General features: G+C 68.4%; 17 protein-coding genes and 1 pseudogene. 6 read left to right on the forward strand and 12 right to left on the reverse strand.

Annotated features, from left to right (window positions below; translation table 11 throughout):
- Positions 1–42 precede the first annotated feature (42 nt).
- The 7 genes and pseudogenes from ACWFRJ_RS05895 to ACWFRJ_RS05925 form a co-directional block, all read right to left on the reverse strand.
- Positions 43–2,049, reverse strand: a complete 2,007-nt coding sequence (locus tag ACWFRJ_RS05895) for a GxGYxYP domain-containing protein (RefSeq protein WP_453524946.1) — start codon at positions 2,047–2,049, stop codon at positions 43–45.
- Positions 2,050–2,290: 241 nt separating this feature from the next.
- On the reverse strand, positions 2,291–2,794 hold the full coding sequence (locus ACWFRJ_RS05900) for a hypothetical protein (RefSeq protein WP_453524947.1): 504 nt from the start codon (positions 2,792–2,794) through the stop codon (positions 2,291–2,293).
- Positions 2,795–3,070: 276 nt separating this feature from the next.
- On the reverse strand, positions 3,071–3,307 hold the full coding sequence (locus ACWFRJ_RS05905; protein ID WP_453524948.1) for a hypothetical protein: 237 nt from the start codon (positions 3,305–3,307) through the stop codon (positions 3,071–3,073).
- A gap of 567 nt (positions 3,308–3,874) precedes the next feature.
- A complete protein-coding gene (locus ACWFRJ_RS05910) occupies positions 3,875–4,078 on the reverse strand; it encodes a hypothetical protein (protein ID WP_453524949.1) in 204 nt (67 codons plus the stop codon).
- 76 nt (positions 4,079–4,154) lie between these two features.
- Positions 4,155–4,541, reverse strand: a complete 387-nt coding sequence (locus ACWFRJ_RS05915) for a VOC family protein (RefSeq protein ID WP_453524950.1) — start codon at positions 4,539–4,541, stop codon at positions 4,155–4,157.
- Between the two features lie 155 nt (positions 4,542–4,696).
- Positions 4,697–5,047 (reverse strand): antibiotic biosynthesis monooxygenase family protein, encoded by a 351-nt coding sequence (locus tag ACWFRJ_RS05920; RefSeq protein ID WP_453524951.1) that lies wholly within the window; start codon positions 5,045–5,047, stop codon positions 4,697–4,699.
- Between the two features lie 187 nt (positions 5,048–5,234).
- Positions 5,235–5,622, reverse strand: a pseudogene (locus ACWFRJ_RS05925) (anthrone oxygenase family protein).
- A gap of 93 nt (positions 5,623–5,715) precedes the next feature.
- Here ACWFRJ_RS05925 and ACWFRJ_RS05930 point away from each other — a divergent pair.
- From ACWFRJ_RS05930 to ACWFRJ_RS05940, 3 genes are all read left to right on the forward strand, one after another.
- The gene (locus tag ACWFRJ_RS05930) at positions 5,716–6,297 is read left to right on the forward strand and encodes a TetR/AcrR family transcriptional regulator (RefSeq protein WP_453524952.1); all 582 of its coding nucleotides are present in this window, start codon (positions 5,716–5,718) and stop codon (positions 6,295–6,297) included.
- 302 nt (positions 6,298–6,599) lie between these two features.
- Positions 6,600–7,106: a hypothetical protein gene (locus ACWFRJ_RS05935; protein ID WP_453524953.1), complete on the forward strand. Its 507-nt coding sequence runs from the start codon at positions 6,600–6,602 to the stop codon at positions 7,104–7,106.
- 662 nt (positions 7,107–7,768) lie between these two features.
- Positions 7,769–7,978, forward strand: coding sequence for a DUF6243 family protein (locus tag ACWFRJ_RS05940; RefSeq protein ID WP_453524954.1), 210 nt, complete (start codon positions 7,769–7,771; stop codon positions 7,976–7,978).
- A 104-nt stretch (positions 7,979–8,082) separates the two neighbouring features.
- Here the strand turns inward: ACWFRJ_RS05940 and ACWFRJ_RS05945 are convergent, their stop codons facing one another.
- Positions 8,083–8,679, reverse strand: coding sequence for a CGNR zinc finger domain-containing protein (locus tag ACWFRJ_RS05945; RefSeq protein WP_453524955.1), 597 nt, complete (start codon positions 8,677–8,679; stop codon positions 8,083–8,085).
- Positions 8,680–8,760: 81 nt separating this feature from the next.
- Between ACWFRJ_RS05945 and ACWFRJ_RS05950 the strand changes: the two genes are divergently transcribed.
- Positions 8,761–9,996, forward strand: a complete 1,236-nt coding sequence (locus tag ACWFRJ_RS05950; RefSeq protein WP_453524956.1) for an MFS transporter — start codon at positions 8,761–8,763, stop codon at positions 9,994–9,996.
- A gap of 44 nt (positions 9,997–10,040) precedes the next feature.
- Here ACWFRJ_RS05950 and ACWFRJ_RS05955 read toward each other — a convergent pair whose 3' ends face one another.
- Positions 10,041–10,739, reverse strand: coding sequence for a hypothetical protein (locus ACWFRJ_RS05955; protein ID WP_453524957.1), 699 nt, complete (start codon positions 10,737–10,739; stop codon positions 10,041–10,043).
- A gap of 117 nt (positions 10,740–10,856) precedes the next feature.
- Here ACWFRJ_RS05955 and ACWFRJ_RS05960 point away from each other — a divergent pair, with 117 nt between their 5' ends.
- Positions 10,857–11,507 carry a TetR/AcrR family transcriptional regulator gene (locus tag ACWFRJ_RS05960; protein ID WP_453524958.1) on the forward strand — a complete coding sequence of 217 codons (651 nt, stop codon included), beginning with the start codon at positions 10,857–10,859 and terminating at the stop codon, positions 11,505–11,507.
- 207 nt (positions 11,508–11,714) lie between these two features.
- Positions 11,715–12,092 carry a hypothetical protein gene (locus ACWFRJ_RS05965; RefSeq protein WP_453524959.1) on the forward strand — a complete coding sequence of 126 codons (378 nt, stop codon included), beginning with the start codon at positions 11,715–11,717 and terminating at the stop codon, positions 12,090–12,092.
- A gap of 158 nt (positions 12,093–12,250) precedes the next feature.
- Here the strand turns inward: ACWFRJ_RS05965 and ACWFRJ_RS05970 are convergent, their stop codons facing one another.
- From ACWFRJ_RS05970 to ACWFRJ_RS05980, 3 genes are all read right to left on the reverse strand, one after another.
- Complete coding sequence (locus ACWFRJ_RS05970; RefSeq protein ID WP_453524960.1) at positions 12,251–13,468, reverse strand: GNAT family N-acetyltransferase; 1,218 nt, start codon at positions 13,466–13,468, stop codon at positions 12,251–12,253.
- 428 nt (positions 13,469–13,896) lie between these two features.
- Positions 13,897–15,255: a DUF3100 domain-containing protein gene (locus ACWFRJ_RS05975; protein ID WP_453524961.1), complete on the reverse strand. Its 1,359-nt coding sequence runs from the start codon at positions 15,253–15,255 to the stop codon at positions 13,897–13,899.
- Positions 15,252–16,478, reverse strand: coding sequence for a M20 family metallopeptidase (locus ACWFRJ_RS05980; protein WP_453524962.1), 1,227 nt, complete (start codon positions 16,476–16,478; stop codon positions 15,252–15,254). Before ACWFRJ_RS05980 ends, ACWFRJ_RS05975 begins: the two co-directional genes overlap by 4 nt.

Here is a 16,478-nt window from a genome sequence, read left to right on the forward strand (position 1 = left end):
CCGACGGAGGTTCGCGGACCCACCTCGGCTGAAGAGGTACGTTCACGCGCTCAGGTTCATCAGCGCGAAGAACACGTCACCGCGGACCACCTCGAAGGGTGCGTCGAGCAGTTCGGCCAGCTCCGCGATGTCGCTCGGTGTCCAGCTCCAGGCGTTGATCGCGGCGGCGATGAACATGGGCTTCGACTCGTCCCTGCCCTCGATGTGACGCAGCAGTCCGTCGCGGAACTCCTCGCCCTTTCCTTGCGGGTAGAAGTTGCCGATCACAGGGAGCCCGGCCGGCCTGATCTGCAGGTCGCCCGTCTCCCAGGACTGGATGATCCCGCGCAGCGGCGTGTTCTTCCGGTACGAGCCCACGACTCGCTCGTCGAAGGGGAGCCAGCCGTCGTTCGCGGCGTTGCGGGGGTTGTAGGCGTAGGCCAGGTCCATGCCGGTGCGGCGCAGGAACCGGCCGGAGAGTTCCGTGTACGCGTCCAGGGCCTTCTCGGGCCAGGACCCGGGGTAGGTGTAACCCGCGCCGGAGGGGCCGGAGATGAGCAGATCGTTGTCGGTGGCGGTCTTCTGGTAATAGGCGAGGAGAGCGGGGCCGATGTCGGCGAGCAGCGGGCTGACCGTCCAGTTGACGGGGACGCTGCCGCGCTCGGGATCGTCCCAGATGTCCCGCATCCGGCGCTGGCAGTACTGCACGTTGTCACCCTCGCCGACGGTGAGCGTGAGGTACACGCGGTTGCGCAGCCCGGCCTTCGGACGGCGTCGGACCTTGCTGGAGACCTTCGCGGGGACGCCCGCGTGGACGGTGCCGTTCATGTAGACGTCGGCGGGGACGACCTCGATCCCGTGCTGCGATGCGCGGTCCACGCCGCCCCACTCACCTGCGACGTCGTTGGAGAACCAGCCGGTGTACGGGGTGGTGGGCTCAAACCGGGCGAACGTCTCGTCCAGCAGTTTTCCGGTCTCACCGGACGGCGGCAGCCACAGCACCATGGCCTTGCTGGCCACCGCATAGTCCCGGAAATAGGGGAAGGGCTCGACGCGGGTGGGTGCGGTGCCGGTGGCGGTGACCAGGTACTGGTTCCACAGGTCGACCTCGATCGCCAGATGCTGTGTTCCGGCGGGCGCGGTGAAGCGGTAGACGAAGTAGCCGCCACCGTCGCTGAACCGGTTGGAACGGTCGCCGAGTGAGGAGTTGAGACCGTCGAACAGGTAAGGCTTCTCGGCGTCCGTGCCGGGAGTGAACGAGGCGACCTCCTTGCCGTCCGCCTTCACCACGACGGAAGCGACGGACGCGCCCCACCCGTCGTCTGCGAAAGAGTCCTGGAAACGTACGTAGACACCGTTGTTGTCGCTCATTTCCGGGCTCAGATCGAAGGTACGCACCCGGCGGTTGGACACATCGCGGATCCGCTCGGTCTCGCGCGCCACCTCCCTCCATCTCACGTTGCCGACGGCCACGGTCCGAGTGGGCGGCAGACCGGCGAGCAGGGCGTGGCTGCACTGCGGGAGGAGGTGGCCGAGCTGCCAGCGGTAGGTGGCGAGTACATCGTCGGCGTCGAAGCGGCCGCGCAGATCCATGACGGTTTTCAGGCCGTGCGTGTGCGCCTGCTCAGCGGTGGCGGCGACGGCGTTCCTGAGTCCGGCGAGTGTGGTGGCGATGTTGACCGAGTCGGGCACGTCCGGGTCGACGAGGATCGCGCCGCGCACCTGCTCGCGGTAGCGGCGGACGAGGTCGAGCGCGTTGTCGTGACGGGTGACGGCTGCGCCGGTGGAGGGGAGCCACCGCAGATCGACCTCGCTCTTGTCGAAGTTGAAGTAGAGGCGTGGCTCACGTCGGTTGACGACGCCCTGGAGAGTCGTCAACAGCAGTTGGTCGTGGCCGTCCAGTGTGCTGACGTCGGCGACATCGAGGCGGACGGGGTGGCCGAAGGACGGCAGGAGACGGGCCGCGGCGCCGGACTCGACGGCACCGGCCTGCTGCTGCGACGTCAGGCCCAGCCCCCCGCCCGCGAGGGCCGCGCCGCCTGCTTGCAGGAGGATTCTTCGTGACACCATCGACGATCACTGCTCCTCAAAGCTGAACCAGAACGTCTGACATCGTTGTCAATCGGTGAAGTTAAGCTGTGTGATGGGGAGTTGTCCATGGGGCGAACAGACAATCCTGCGCCCGAGGGCTGCCGTTGCTGTGGGAACAAATGCCAACTTGTCTCAGGCCTTATCCGAGATCTGACTGGCCCAGGGTCTGTCGGCACGGTTGCTGGGCGCGCTGTTGGCAGGGGGCTTGGAAGGTTACAAGTCAGCTGAAGCCAAGCTCGGTGCAGGTGCAGCCTCCGCGTTCGGCATAGGGAAATGCCTGCCGGGACAGCAACCTCGGAGTCTGCCGGAAGTGCTGGTGGAATCCGGATGCGCGGAACTTCAAGTCGAACGCGTGGCCTTCGATGTGCCAGAGCGGGCAGTGCGAAAAGTTCGGGCGGGCATCGTCCGGCACCAACCGGTGCACCCTGTCGATCTCCAGGTCCAGGCCCAGGCCCTTGAAGTCAAGGTCGCCCTCTAGGTCGAAGACATCTTCGAAGACCAGCGTTGCCGGTGAGACCCAGAACGAAAAGTGTGTTGCGGGCGGGACCGGGTGGACCCAGCGGACGATGTAATCGAGGTCGAGGAGAAGACGCGGCAAAATGTCGTTGGTCGGCTGGACGGACAAGCCGTGGATGGTGGCGTCATGCCACCCCATCTCCTCGAAATCCGAGTCGCTCCAGGTGCTCTTGGAGAGACCTGATTCCTCGTGACTGCCGTTGCCCATGCCCGAATCCAACCAGACACCTCAACCGACACGGTCAGTCACAGGCCAGGAGTGGACGAGAGGGACGGGGGCCTGGTCGTAAGGCTGCCCGGCCTCGAGCGAGTCGACGGGCCATGATGCCGGTCATTGCCCAGCGGATCATGGTCTTGGGCCGAACCGGGTCGGACTGGTTTCGTAGTCCCGGGCCGAGCGCCGGTGGGAGGCGATCCACAAGAGCGTCCGCTCGACTCTCACCCGAGCCCGCTCCCCAGCACGCGTCCATGCTGGGTAACGGGCTCAGAAGTAGCCGTTGTCGTCTTCCCGCTCTTCCTCAGGAGTGCGCCGGATACGCCACACGGCGAAACCGGCTCCCAAGAACCCGCCCGCAAGAGCGGCCGAACCTCCCGCCAGATCGCTGTGCGAGAGCACCGTGACGAGCAAGCCGGCCAACAGTGCTCCGGTCAGCAGATACATGAAGACGATGAAGCCCGCGGCAAGATGTCGGTCTCTCAGCGGCGGCAATCCCCCGCTCACCGGGTCGCTCCCGCAGCAGTGTCCGCGCGGAATACCGTGTCAGCGCACCGGCATATGGCGGCGTGACAGGCAGGAGCGTTCACTCGCGTGAAGTGCTCGGTGCGACGGCTTCGTTGCATGAGGTCCTCGAATCATGGCCGGGTCGCCTTTCTGCCTTATCGCCCGAAACGGCCGCGACAACCGGAGAAGCGCGTTGAGCGGGTTCCCGGTAACGGGTGTGTCGCCTGCGCGGGTGCGTAATGACCTCCATCGCACTGGTCCGCCAGCCAAAAAAAGGGGGACAGGAAGGGTCGAAACAGGGGGATAGCCGTGCGATACCGAGCTTCTCGGATGCCGGTACGCCCGCCAGGCCGACGAGGCGGCCGCAGACGGCGTACGCGTGCTGCTTCATTGAAGCCCTTGCCAAACCCGCAGCTGGGCGCGCCGACTCGCACGGCCGGTGCAGCTCCAGCAGGTCCGACTGGGCCCCGCGTCGCTCACGGGCACCTGGTCAGGCAGGAACACGGCCCCCATCAGGGTCTGGTGACCGTGGACCGATTCCCTGCGGCGGGGTCGTGCACGCACCGGTTACCGCGCGAGCTCCACTGTGATCGGCGTGTTCGGGCAGAGGGTGGCGTTCTCGGCGAGGGCGGCCTCGTCGCTGAGGTCGATGGCGAGCTTCCAGCGGGTCCTGACGGCCGCCCACTGGCTCAGGTGGTCGAACCGGTTGCCGTCGGCCGACGGCAACCACGTGGAGGGGTCCTTGCCGCATCGCTGCGGTTGGACGCTCATCGCTGCCTCGCCCGCGACGGCACATGCGATCCCGTCACCACCAGCGAAGCCGTGATCTGCTGGGCCGCCAACGTCCTCACGACCCGGCGTCGCCCGAGGTGATGATCTCCATGAGATGTCCGTCGGGGTCGCGGAAGTAGGTGCCCCTGCGGCCTTTGGTGTTCTTACTGCGATAGATCTGCCCAGTCTCTTGGCATGCGGGATCGCCGTAGTGGGTGATTCCGTCGTGCTGGATGCGGGCGAGGGCGGCGTCGAACTCCTGCTCGCTGACCATGAATGCGTAGTGGTGCGGCTCGAACTCGTCCAGCTGGTCGTAGTCCAGGCTGACCTGGTTGCCCAGCGTGACCGGAATGAAGTGCGATACCGGCGGATCGACACTCAGGCCGAGGACGTCGGCCAGGAACTGCGCCGAGGTTTTCGGGTCACGTGAGGGGACGATGGTGTGATTCAGCTCCACGGCCATGGGAACTCCTTGTCAGGGATGGGGCTACGCGTGGTGGGTTGGTCGGCGGTCTTGTCGGTCTCGGCGATCTCAGCGCCTCGCATGGTGCGGATGCGTGACTGCCCGGGGGAGGGCAGGGTTTCTCCGGCTGCCCTCCCCCGGCTACAGCTGACGTGTCATGCGTCGATCTGCTCGAAGATGTGCGGGTAAGACACGATGTCGTCGGGGAATTCGGCAGCCATGCGCTGGAACGCAGGGTTGCCGAGCGCCGTGGCGAGAGCCTCGGTCGATTCCCAGACTGCGACGTTCATCAGAAGCTGGCTGTCCGCTGTTCCCTTGTGCATTTGCAGGGAAACGAATCCCGGCTGGGCCTTCATGAACTCCGCCTGCTTGTGAAAGAGGGTCAGGAAGGTCTCGGTCCTCTCCTTCGGGACGACGAAGGTGTTGGCCAGGACGATGGTTCCGGTCTTCTCCTTGAACTGCGCGAACATCGGTGTGCTCGGGTCGAGACTCTGCAGCTTGGCCATTGTCGAAACTTCCTCTCGCTATCTGTGAAGGGATGTCGCTGGGTCCCGTGTCTTGCGGATACCAGCGGAGTTCGAGGGTGTTGGTGTCCGGGTCCTGGATGTAGATGTAGATGGAGGTGGGGGTGCCGCACTTCGTGCGCACGGCGGAGCGGTTGCAGCTGACGGCCGGGCGGGTGAGCCCGCGGGCTCAGGTGAGGGTGGTGACCAGCAGGGCGTAGGCGGCGATGAGGGCGGCGACGCGGACGTAGCGCCGGCGCTCCCAGCGGTTCAGCTGCTCCTTCCAGTCCTCGGACCGGTTCTGGGGGGCACCGGTCTTGTTCCGGTTGTTGATCGGGGCGAGCAGCAGGATCGACATGATCACGCTGAGGAGCAGCAGCCCGCCGGCGGTGACTACGAGACCGGTGCCGTGGTGGCGCCCCCGGTGACAGCCCTCCGGCCCCGTGGTCGTTGCCGAGTTGGCCGCTGTCTTCGGGGAGTGCGTCGAGGATCGGGTTCATGACGAAGGCGACGGAGAACTCCACCCCCACCATCAGGCCGACGACCACGGCGGTGACGACATCGAGCGCGTTGAGCATGACGACCTTCCGGCACCCGTCTAGCGTTGCTAGTTGACGATGCAACGCTAGTCCTACTGCCGCTCGATTGTCTAGCGATGCTAGGATCGGATCATGTCGGTACAGGAACGCAAGGAGCGTGAACGGGCGGTCCGCGAGTGCCTGATCGTGGCGACGGCCCGTGAACTCGCCGAGCAGCAGGGCTGGGACGCGGTCACCACCCGCCGGCTCGCCGAGCGCATCGAGTACAGCCAGCCCGTCCTCTACAGCCACTTCCGCGGCAAGCGCGAGATCATCGGCGCCGTCGCCATCGAAGGCGCCGCCGAGCTGGCCGCGGCGGTGCGGGCCGCGACCGCCGCCGCGGACGGCCCGCGCGCCCGGGTGTACGCCCTCGCCCGCGCCTACCTCGACTTCGCCGCACGCCATCCGGCGGTCTACGACGCCATCTTCCAGCTCGACGGAGGCCTGGCGTTCGCGGACGAGGACACTCCGGAACCTCTCAAGGACGCGTTCGCCGCCCTGCTGGAAAGCCTCGGTGAGGTCGCCGGGGACGGCGTCGTCGACCCGGGACTGTTCACCGAGACGTTCTGGGCGGCCCTGCACGGCCTGGCGACCCTGACCCGGGCGGGACGGCTGCCGCCCGAGTGCATCGAGCCGAGGGTGGAACTCCTGGTGGACCGCCTCGCCGTGCTCTGACACACCCCGGCGGGCCCGTGGCGGGGGCCCCTCGGCCCCGCCGCTGCCTGCCCTCTCGCGGCACCCGGTACCGGATAGCCTGACGACCGCATCAAGCTGTTCTGCGAAGCCGAAGACGAGGGCCTGACGTGACATCCAGAGGCAAACAACGCGTAATCGCCGACCGGTTGGGCATTCAGGTCGAGGCCGCGGAATGGTGCACGCTCGACAAAATTCCCGCGCCGCCCGCCGATGTGCTCCATGCGGCCGGGTCGCCGCGGCTCCGGCCGGGGCGAATGCCCCTCTTGGAGATGCTCGGTACGGTGCTCATCTCACCGTTCATGTTGATCGCGGGGCTGCTGTTCCTTCTGTCGGGCGCGGAACAGGGAGTCATGCGAGCCCTCTCCACCAGGAGACAGAAGGAGCGGCTCAGGGAGAAGGCCGCCGACGGCAAGCGGCGTGACGCCCTCATCGTCGAGCAAGGGCTCGACCGCGTTTTCGACGGCAACTGGCAAGGAGACGCGGGGCAGTTCCTGCTGCGCTGGTACACCCACTCCACGTGCGACGCGCGCCTCGTCCTCATCACCCAGGACGGCATCGCCCTCGCCGCTCCGCCCGTGCGCGCCGTCATGGACCGGGAGAAGCACATGAAGGTCGTCGCCAGGCTCGCCCCCGGGGAGGCGAGCCTGGTCGACCCGTTCCCCTGCGAGTACGAGACACGGATGCTGCTCCTGAGCTTCCGCGACGGAACGTGGCTGCGGATCGAGGCGGGAAGCACCAACAGCGACCTGCACAAGCATCTGCTCCGCCAACCCCTCGCCGACAACTGACGCGCCTTCCAGGCCAGTTGGGTGGGTCGCTGCGTCCTAGGCAGCCGCGACCCTGGGGATCGAAGCGGCCCTGGAGCCGCAGGTTGAAGGCCGCACCGGCGATGACGTTCTGGCGGCGGGGCACCCGGCCGACGGGATGCGGCACCGGCCCATGACCACGTGCGGGATGCGGCACCCGCCCATGACCGCCTGCGGGGCGCGGCACCCGCCCATGACCACGTGGCTGATCACCGGCTGCTCGACGGGCCTCGGCCGCCAGGTTGGCCGCAACCGTGCTGGCCCGCGGCGACCGGGCCGCCGTCACTGCTCGCCATTCCGAGGACGCGGTGGCCAAGCACATCAACTCCATTCTCGCCGAGCTGGATCTGCCCGGGCGGGCGGCGACCACCGACGGGCGGGCAGCGGCGGGTGCTGGCGGTGCTGGGTTTCGGGGAAGGAATCGGCTGGCCCCGGGGCGCTGTCGAAGGCCCGGCCGACCCCCGGGCGGCGAAATTTTGGTGTGCGAGGCTGATGGAACCGGGTAACGTCTGGGGCATGTTCTTCCAGACGCCGATTTACGAGTGAGGGCGTGACGGGCGCCCGCTGACGTCCTTCGACGACGCCGCGCCCGTCCCCTCCGCCGATGAATCCGTAGATCACTTCACATCAATCCGGGAGAACCCGTGAGCAAGAACATCAACAACCCCGTGGGCATGGGTGGCGGCCAGCGCAAGAAGCTGTCCCGCGCCGAACGTCAGAACAACGGTCCGCACCGCAACCTCGACCGCCAGGGTGCCGCCGACCAGAAGGCGGAGCTGGTGCGCAAGATGCGCGAGAAGGCAGGCGCGGCCCAGAGCGCCGAGCAGACGAGCGACGACAGCGCACAGAGCTGACACACCGCCGCCACAGGGCGGCACTGCACGGGGCAGGCCCCGGGACCGCGACGCGCGGACCCGGGGCCTGCTGTCGTACTCCGCAGCAGGGCCTCTTCAGCGGATCAGTTGCCCTCTCGGCGCTTTAGTTGGTCCGCAGTGCTTTTGCGAGCGCGGAACGCGGCGGCTTTGGTGCGGTTCTGGCAGGCGGTGGAGCAGAACTGGCGAGCGGCGTTGCGGGAGGTGTCGATGTAGACACGGTCGCAGCGGTCGGCCTGGCACACGCCCAGCCGGCCTGCGAGACCACCGCTGACCGCCAGTGCCAAAGCAGTGGCGCTGCTCGCGCTGACTCCGGCCGCGAACGAGTCGTTGGCGCCGTGGAAGTGCAGTTGCCAGGGCTCGTTCCCGGCCCGGTCCAGCCGCGGCCGTGCGCTGGTGTCGCGCAGCAGGTCGTTCACGGCCGCGGCGGCGGCGTCCGTCCGTCCGTCCTGCACGGCCTGGAAGACCTCGCGCATGCACCGCGCCGTTGCGGTCAGGTGCTCCGCTTGTACGGCGTCGATGGTGCGCGGCAGTGCCCCGTGCGGCACTGCGGCGTCGATCGCCCCGGTCAGCTCGGCTCCGCGTGGCGCGGTGTACGCGCGGCCGTGTGCTTCACCGTCGGTGAGTGCGTTCACGAGCGATACGGCTTGGTCCAGCAGTACCGTCACGTGACTGTCGAACATCACTTGACCAGTCACTCCTTCAAGGGCTAGCTTCCGTGACTGACAATACTCGATTCAACAGTTACGAGCGAGGTGGCGGGTATGCCGCGGACCGTATGGCTGCTGGTGGTGGCGCGAGCGATCAACCGGCTCGGCGCCTTCTCCCTGCCGTTCCTGACCATCCTGATGAGCACGGAATACGGTGCGAGCGCCACGACAGCCGGCATGCTCTCGGGGGCCTTCGGGCTCGCCACCATCCCGTCCCGGCTGGCCGGCGGCCGTCTGGCGAACCGGCTCGGGCGCCGCCGCACGATCGTGCTGGGCCTGACCGGCTGCGGTCTCGCGCAGTTGGGCATCGCCGCCGCGGGATCCCTGGTCGCGGTTGCGGTCTTCGCGATCCTGCTCGGCCTGGCCTTCGAGCTGTACGAGCCGCCGAGCCAGGCGATGATCGCCGACATCGTCGGTCCCGCCGAACGGGTACGCGCCTACAGCCTGCTCAATGCCGCACTTGCCGTCGGCGGTACGGGTGCCGGGCTGATCGCGGCGAGTGTGGGCCGGTGGGACCTGCGCTGGCTGTTCGTCGTCGACGCGCTCACCTGCCTGGCCTGTGCGCTGATCATCCGCCTCGCACTGCCCGCCGACCACCTGAACCAGCCGGTCGACCGTCACGGCGAGGACGCCGAGCCGGTCCACCCGTGGCGGGACCGAGCCCTGCGGGCCATGTTCCTCTCAGGCACGGTCTTCGCACTCGTCGCCATGCAAGTCATGATGGCGCTGCCGTTGACACTCGACCGCCGTGGCCTTGAGCCCGCTGACGCCGGGCTGCTCTTCACCACCTCGGCCCTGACCATCGTCGCGGCCCAGCCCGCTCTTCGCCTGCGCCGCCTCGCCGCACTCCGCGCTCCTGGGGCCCTCGCCCTCGGCTACGCCCTGCTGGCGATCGGCCTGGCCGGCTACGCGATGGCGCAGACCTTGCCCATGTTCGTGATCGCCACCGCCATTTGGGGCCTGGGCGACGTGCTCATCATGGGCCGCGTCCTGAGCGTGGTGGCGGACCTGGCGCCGCCCGGCGGCACCGACCGCTACCTCGCCGCGTACGGCATCAGTTGGGGCGTCGCTACCGTCGCTGCCCCGGTCACCGCGACCCAACTGCTGGAACATCTGGGTGTTGCCACGCTGTGGACTGTCACGGCCGCCCTCTGCCTTGCCCTCGCAGCCGCGCAACTCCTCGTCATCAAACCCCTCATCGCGCGCACTCGAGCGCCCTACCCGGCCCGCGGCACCAAGGGCGATCCCGTCATCGCAGACTGCGAATCGGGCAGTTCTGCCTATCGGTGACGTGTTAATGAACAAGGGCGGCCCCGGTACCCGGCCGGGGATCCTCAGGCGCGGGCGCCCGCGGCGGCGACGATCCAGTTCCTGAACTCGACGGCGTAGTGCCGCAGGTGGTGGTCCAGGACCTCGTCCGGGCAGGTGACGGGGAAGTAGACCGTCAGGTTCGCGGTGAAGCCGTCGGCGGTGTCACCGAACTGGATCAGCGCACGTCCGACGACGGTGCCGTCGGCCAGGAAGAGGTTCGAGGACATCTTGCGCGGAAACTCCGACTCCGGGAGGAGTTCGTCCGCGTCCGCGGCCCAGGCCAGTGCGTCCGTTCCCCAGCCGCCCATGTAGAAGTCGGCGACGTGGGCGCCGATGTTCTCCACCACGCGCGCGCCGATGGCGTCGGTGCCCATCACGTAGTGCTCGGGGTGCGCCGCGAGGAGTGCGCGCTCGTCGCCCGCGAAGGCCTTGTCCATCCAGGCCAGGAAGGCGCCCGAGGTGAGGCCCTTCGTCGCGAGCACGGTGGTGCCTGCCTTGAAGCTTCCGCCGGAGGTGCGGGCGCTCTCGCGCAGGAAGGCGTTGCCTGCCTCTATGTCCGCGGCCAAGAGGTCGAGGAGCCCCTGGCGGCCCAGCAGCGTCCGGAAGCGCTCCAGGGCGCGGCGGGCGGAGAAGAGCTCGAAGTCGTCGATGCTCCCGGCGCCGGTGGGTCCGGCCTCAAGCGTCACGGTGACGGGTGGCGGGGGAGTCTGATTGACGGTCATGGTCGGACCTCCGATAGGATGTGAATGTAAATTCACGTTCGCATCGTGAGAGTACGCCGAGGAGTGCGCCAGTTGTCAAAAGGTCCTGTTGAGAGCGCCGCGGATACCATGCGGAACATGACCCAGGAGTCGGAGCGCCCAGCGTCCTACCGGGAACCCCAGCAGGCCCGCAGCGCCGCGACCCTCGCCCGCGTCCTGCGGGCGGCCGAGGAGATCGCCTGCGCCTCCGGCCTGGAGGAGATGACCATCGCCGGTGTCGCGCAACGCGCCGGCGTCTCCGTCGGCACGATCTACCGCCGCTTCGAAGACAAAGAACAGCTGATCACTGCCCTGGCCGAGCGGATGCTGGAACGCCGCGAGGAATACGTGGCCGAGCAACTGCGCACGGCCGAGCCCTCCCTCCCCGGCGTCATGGACGCCTACGCGCACGCCCTGCTTCAGTCCTTCGCCGACAACAGCAGCCTCTTCCCCGAACTGCTGCGCACGCGGGGGACGAGGTCACTGGACCGCGGCGCCCGCACCATCACCGAACTCCACCGCCTCCTGCTCGACGCCGCAGCCCCCTACACCGACCAGATTCGCCGCTCCCCACCGCAGAAGGCACTGGACACCGCGGCCCGCGCTCTCCTGGGGGCCTGCTTCCACAACTCCGTGCGCCCCGATCCCGTCACCGGCGTAGCGGCCAGGCGCCGCTACGCCGAGGAGCTCAGCGACATGGCAATCGCCTACCTGTTCACTCCCGACCGGCGCCACAGCACCGACACCTGAGCACGACGTGCTGGACGCCGCTGCATTCCGTCGCGGAGCATGGCGAACAGGACGTCGGTCCGTCGTCCGGCGAGGCAGAGGAGAGCTGCGAGGTCTCACCAACGCCTGTGTGTCTGAGATTTCCCGGAGTTGCTGAGAGAACTCTCATGGATCTGGCGGCGACCAACCCCTTGGACTGACCGGTCGAGGCTGTGATCGACTGCGTTCATGAGCCTGTCGGTGGATGTCTTCGTTGTCGGCGCGGATGGTGTGAGGCAGGTGCTGGATGTTCCGGACGGATGCTCCGATTCCGCGGGTTTCGAGAGCTGGCGCACTCGTGTGTGGGGCTCGCAGGTGGTGCGGTCGCTGGGGGCCGGCTTCTTTCCGGTCCTGGCGGACGCCGACCTGCAAGTCGATCCCGAGCGGGTTCCGGCATTCCTTCGTGAGTGCCAGCTCCTTCGCGAGAACCTGGAGATGATCGTCGCGGGCACGGAACCCGTGCGTTCGACCACGGATCACAGGGACGCGATCTGTGACCGGCTGGCGATCATCGAGGATGCGGCGAGGCGAGGGCTCGCGAGGGGAGGCGGAGTCCTCATCTGGTGACGAGACCGGCAGACACAGCGCGGCGCTGGATCAGCCGGGAAGGCCGGTGTGGCCTGGGTCGGTGCGGCGACCGCCAGGTACCGGCGGGAGCAGCCGCGGACCCGCGCGAGCGGAGTGTGGCCGAGCAGGGGCCAAGTTCCTGCTCGGCGGGCGCGCGGTCAGAACCAGTGCAGGCAGTGCGGGGAGCGCTCGGCGCGGAAGAGGGCATCGGCGAGGGCGGCCGCGCTCGGGTGGTGGGCCCGGATGTGTCCGGCACGCACGAGCGTGCTCGGGGCGGTGCCGCCGAGGTAGACCGAGCCCAGGTCTCTCACGTCCAGAGACAGGTCGGGCTCCCGGTCCGTCGGGACGCAGTCGGCCTTGTTGTCCCGGACAGTCAGCAGATAGCGGCCGTGCTCGCCGAGGAACGGGTCCTCGACGTCGAGGACGAGCTCGCCGTCCATGAACCAGCCGCGCGCGGTCAGAGCACCCGGAACGTCCAGGATCCGGACCCAGAGCCAGTCGGTGTCGCCGCTCACCTCGCAGGCACGGAAGTCCGCGAACTGCCAGCGCAGCGGGTGCTCGGGCGGGACGTGCTTGAACACGACCTGCGAGACCAGGTCGTGTCCGAGCATGAACCGGGCCAGGGCCGTGAAAACGGTGTCATGGGTGGCGATGGTCTCGTCGACCGTCAAGGTGCCGGACTCGATCGAGTAGCTGGCGTATCCGTCAGGGACGCCGTCGGCGTCCCTGTGAACGGCGACGTAGCGCGGGGCCGGCGAGATCGGGGGCTGTCCCGCACGCAAGGCCCACCAGCGGTGCGGCCGGGAAAGCGCGCCGGGCTGTGCGCGGCGGTACCGGTCGTAGACCTCTTCCAGGATCTCGCCGCACTCGGCACGCCGCAGCATTTCGACCGAGCCGGTCGTTGGGGCGTCGGCTGCTTCGCGCGCCCGGGGAACGGCGAGGGCGGCCTGGTGGCGCGGCACCGTCAGCCGCGCCGTACGGGTCGCCGGTCCGTAGCCGAACCTGCCGTAGATCCTGGCCTCGGAGGCCAGCAGTACAGAGAGGAACTCCCCGCGCGCTCGCAACTCGGCGAGCTGATGCCGCATCATCGCGCTGAGCACGCCCTGACGCCGGTGCGAGGGCAGAACGCCGACCGCGGTCACCCCGGAGGCCGGGACGAGGGCCTCACCGGGCAGGGTGAGCTCGAAGGAGTACGCGGCGGCGGTGCCGACGGGGCGTCCGTCCGCCGTCAGGGCGAGCAGGCAGCGGTCCGTTTCGAGCGCCGACCACCAGAGTCCGCCGCCCTCGACCGGGGTTTCCGGAAAGTGCCCGAACGCGGCATGGACCGTGTCGACGAAGACATCAACGTCCTCGTCGGTCGTGGAACGAATCTCCATTGCCGCCGCTGCCTCCTCGAAATACCGGCACCACAACTCGTGGTATCCGGACACCATCCACCGCCGACCACTGAGCCCCGGGGTTGCTTCCCACCGCGGATCAGATACAACGCGGAGTCCGAGGCCGACCGCGAAGGTGCGATGCCACGAACGGCGTGGTGCTCCAACTCCAGTGGCAACCGGCCCGGGTTCGCCGTCCCAGGCCCCCCGTTGTCCGACTCCCGCTCACCACTGGATGGCGGCCGGAAACGATCAAGGCCATGCTATACGTCGTCGACGGGCGGCCACATGACTCCCTGAGCGGAGTGCACGACAAGGTCATGGCGCTGCGTCGTGGTCACGAGCCCACCCCATCAACATCGGCCGTCCGAGGCAGTTCGCGGCAGATGAACCGCGCCCGGCCCTTTCTCCGGAAGCGCCCTGGGGTCTCAGCCCCATGCTCCGAGGGTGAACTCGGCGATGACGACCGAGAGCAGGAACGAGGCGGTGATGGCCACCAGGCCGACCGGGACGATCTTCCAGCCGATGCGGCGCAGCAGCGGGAGATCCTTGCCCAGAGACAGTCCCGCCAGCGTCAGCATGATCGTGGCGATGGAGAGGAAGTCCACCGAGCCGACCAGGCGATTGAGCGTGTCGGAGGCGAAGAACCAAGGACTGGAGACATACGCGCCGACGGTGGTGATCCACACGATGGCGGAGATTTTCCGGCTGACCTTGGCCAGGAGAAGGCCGAACAGGACCAGGGCCAGGAGCACGGCGTATCCGCCGATGATGTGCCAACTGACGTGCCCGGCCGCGACGGAGGCGGTGCCCAGTACGGTCAGGACGCCGAGCGAGAGCCACAGCGGGAGCTTGGTTTCGCTCGACGAGGCGGCGACCTGCTCGCGGAAGGCGCGGTTGTCCGCAGCTTCGGCCTCCGCCTCCTCCCGCGAGATGCCTGCCTCGTCCGCAACGTCTTCCGCGGCCGTGGCTGTCTCGCGCCGACGACGCGTGAGGAAGCGGTAGAACCGGTCGGCCAGCGGCAGGGCGAGGTAGATGCCGACGTAGACACCGAGGATCGTCGTGATGAGGTTGGAGACCGCGGCCACGCCGAGGATGGCCTGCTCGTCGCCGGGGTGGGCGGCAACGATGCTGGCGGAGGACGCGGCCATCATGGACCCGGAGCCGACGCCGGCGCCCATGGCCAGGGCGAGGGGGTCGAAGATGTTCCAGTTCGACACCAGCGAGGTCAGAAGGGTGATGAAGACGGCTCCGAACATGGTGCCGAAGACGTACATGGCCAGTACGCCCCGGTACTGGTCGGAATCGGGACCGTACTTCTCGGAGACCATGGCGAAGGAGGGCTCGCGGTCCAGCGAGAAGGTGGCGCCGACCGTGGCCTTGCCCATGCGCAGGGCGACCGCGAGCGGCAGCGCGATGGCGACCGTGCCGAGCAGGTGTCCGATCTCCTGAAGCAGCAGCGCGGGACCGGCCTCGGCGAGAGTGGGCAGGCTGGGGCCGATGTTGAAGGCGAGCCGGGCCACGAGCAGCATGACGGCCACTCCGACCAGCGCTGCTGCCACCTTCTGGAGGTCGATGCCCAGGGGCCGGAACTTCTGGATGGACACCAGCAGACCCAGCAACAGGCCCCACACCATGGGGAAGACGATGACGGAGCCGATGCCCAGATCGATGTCGAGTTCACCGATGAACTGGACGACCAGGGCGATGACCAGAGCAAGACCGGCGATGGGCAGCGTCTTGCGTGGTCTGGTTTCGCGGTCTCGTGGCGTCAGGAGCGTACTCATGTCGTCACCGAGTCCTTCCGGGTGCCACGGCGGTGGGCCGCGTGGGTGAACCGGACGCGCTGTTCGGGATCGACGGCGGCGTCGATGACGGTCCAGGCGAGTGCGCGGGCCGCTTCGAACATCAGGTCGTAGGCCGCGGCGGTGTCGGCGACGGCGGCGAAGCCGTGCGAGTGGATGGGGACGTCGGCGCCCGGAATGCTCAGCCAGGGATGCAGACTCGGGATCACCTGGCTGACATTGCCCATGTCGGTCGATCCGCCGCCAAGGCGACCGCCCGAGGTGGTGTCCCGTCCGAACGCAGTCATGGCGGCCGTCCAGTACCGGGCCAGCGCGTCGTCCTGGACCAGCGGCTCGTACAGCGGCTCGGTGGCCTCGATCGTCACGTCGGCGCCGGTCGCCAGGGCCGCCCCCTCGAAGCATCGCCGGACGCGTGCCAGCAGGTCCTCGTACTCGGGCAGGGTGAACGCCCGGCACTCGAAGTCGACGACCGCACGCTCCGGGATGATGTTGGTGGCCGCGCCGCCCTCGGAGACGAACAGCGCCACGCGCTGGTCGCCGGGGATCTGCTGACGCAGGAGCCCGACGGCGACCTGGGCGAGTGTGGCCCCGTCGGCGGCGTTCACGCCGAGGTGGGGTGCGGCCGCCGCATGGGCGGCCCGGCCGGAGAACACGGCCCGGTAGCGGCCGACCGCCTGCGCGGTGGTGCCGGTCGGGTCGTAGGAGACGCCGTCCTGGACGGGGTGGACCATCAGCGCCAGTCCCACCCCGTCGAACGCGCCCGCCTCGAGCAGCAGCGACTTGCCACCGCCGTGCTCCTCAGCCGGGGTACCGATGGCCTTCAACGTGATGCCCAGTGCGTCGGCGTGCGGGGCAAGCGCCAGCGCCGCCGCCACCGATGCGCCGGCGATGAGGTTGTGTCCGCAGGCGTGACCGACGCCGGGCAGCGCGTCGTACTCCACACACAGGGCCACGGTCAGGTCGCCGCTGCCCGCGGTGGCCGTGAACGCGGTGGGCAGGCCGCCCGTGCCGTGCTCGACGCTGAAGCCGCCCTCGGCGAGCAGCGCGGTGATCGCCGAGGCCGATTCGGTCTCCGCGAAGGAGATCTCGGGGTGTGCGTGCAGGAAGCGGGCCAGCGTCAGGACCCGCTCCTCCCAGGCGGCGACACCGGCCGAGGTGTCGGTCTTGAGCCGACCGGCTGCGGCGGCGATGTTCGGCGTGCTCAT

Source organism: Streptomyces sp. NPDC055239, assembly GCF_053606205.1.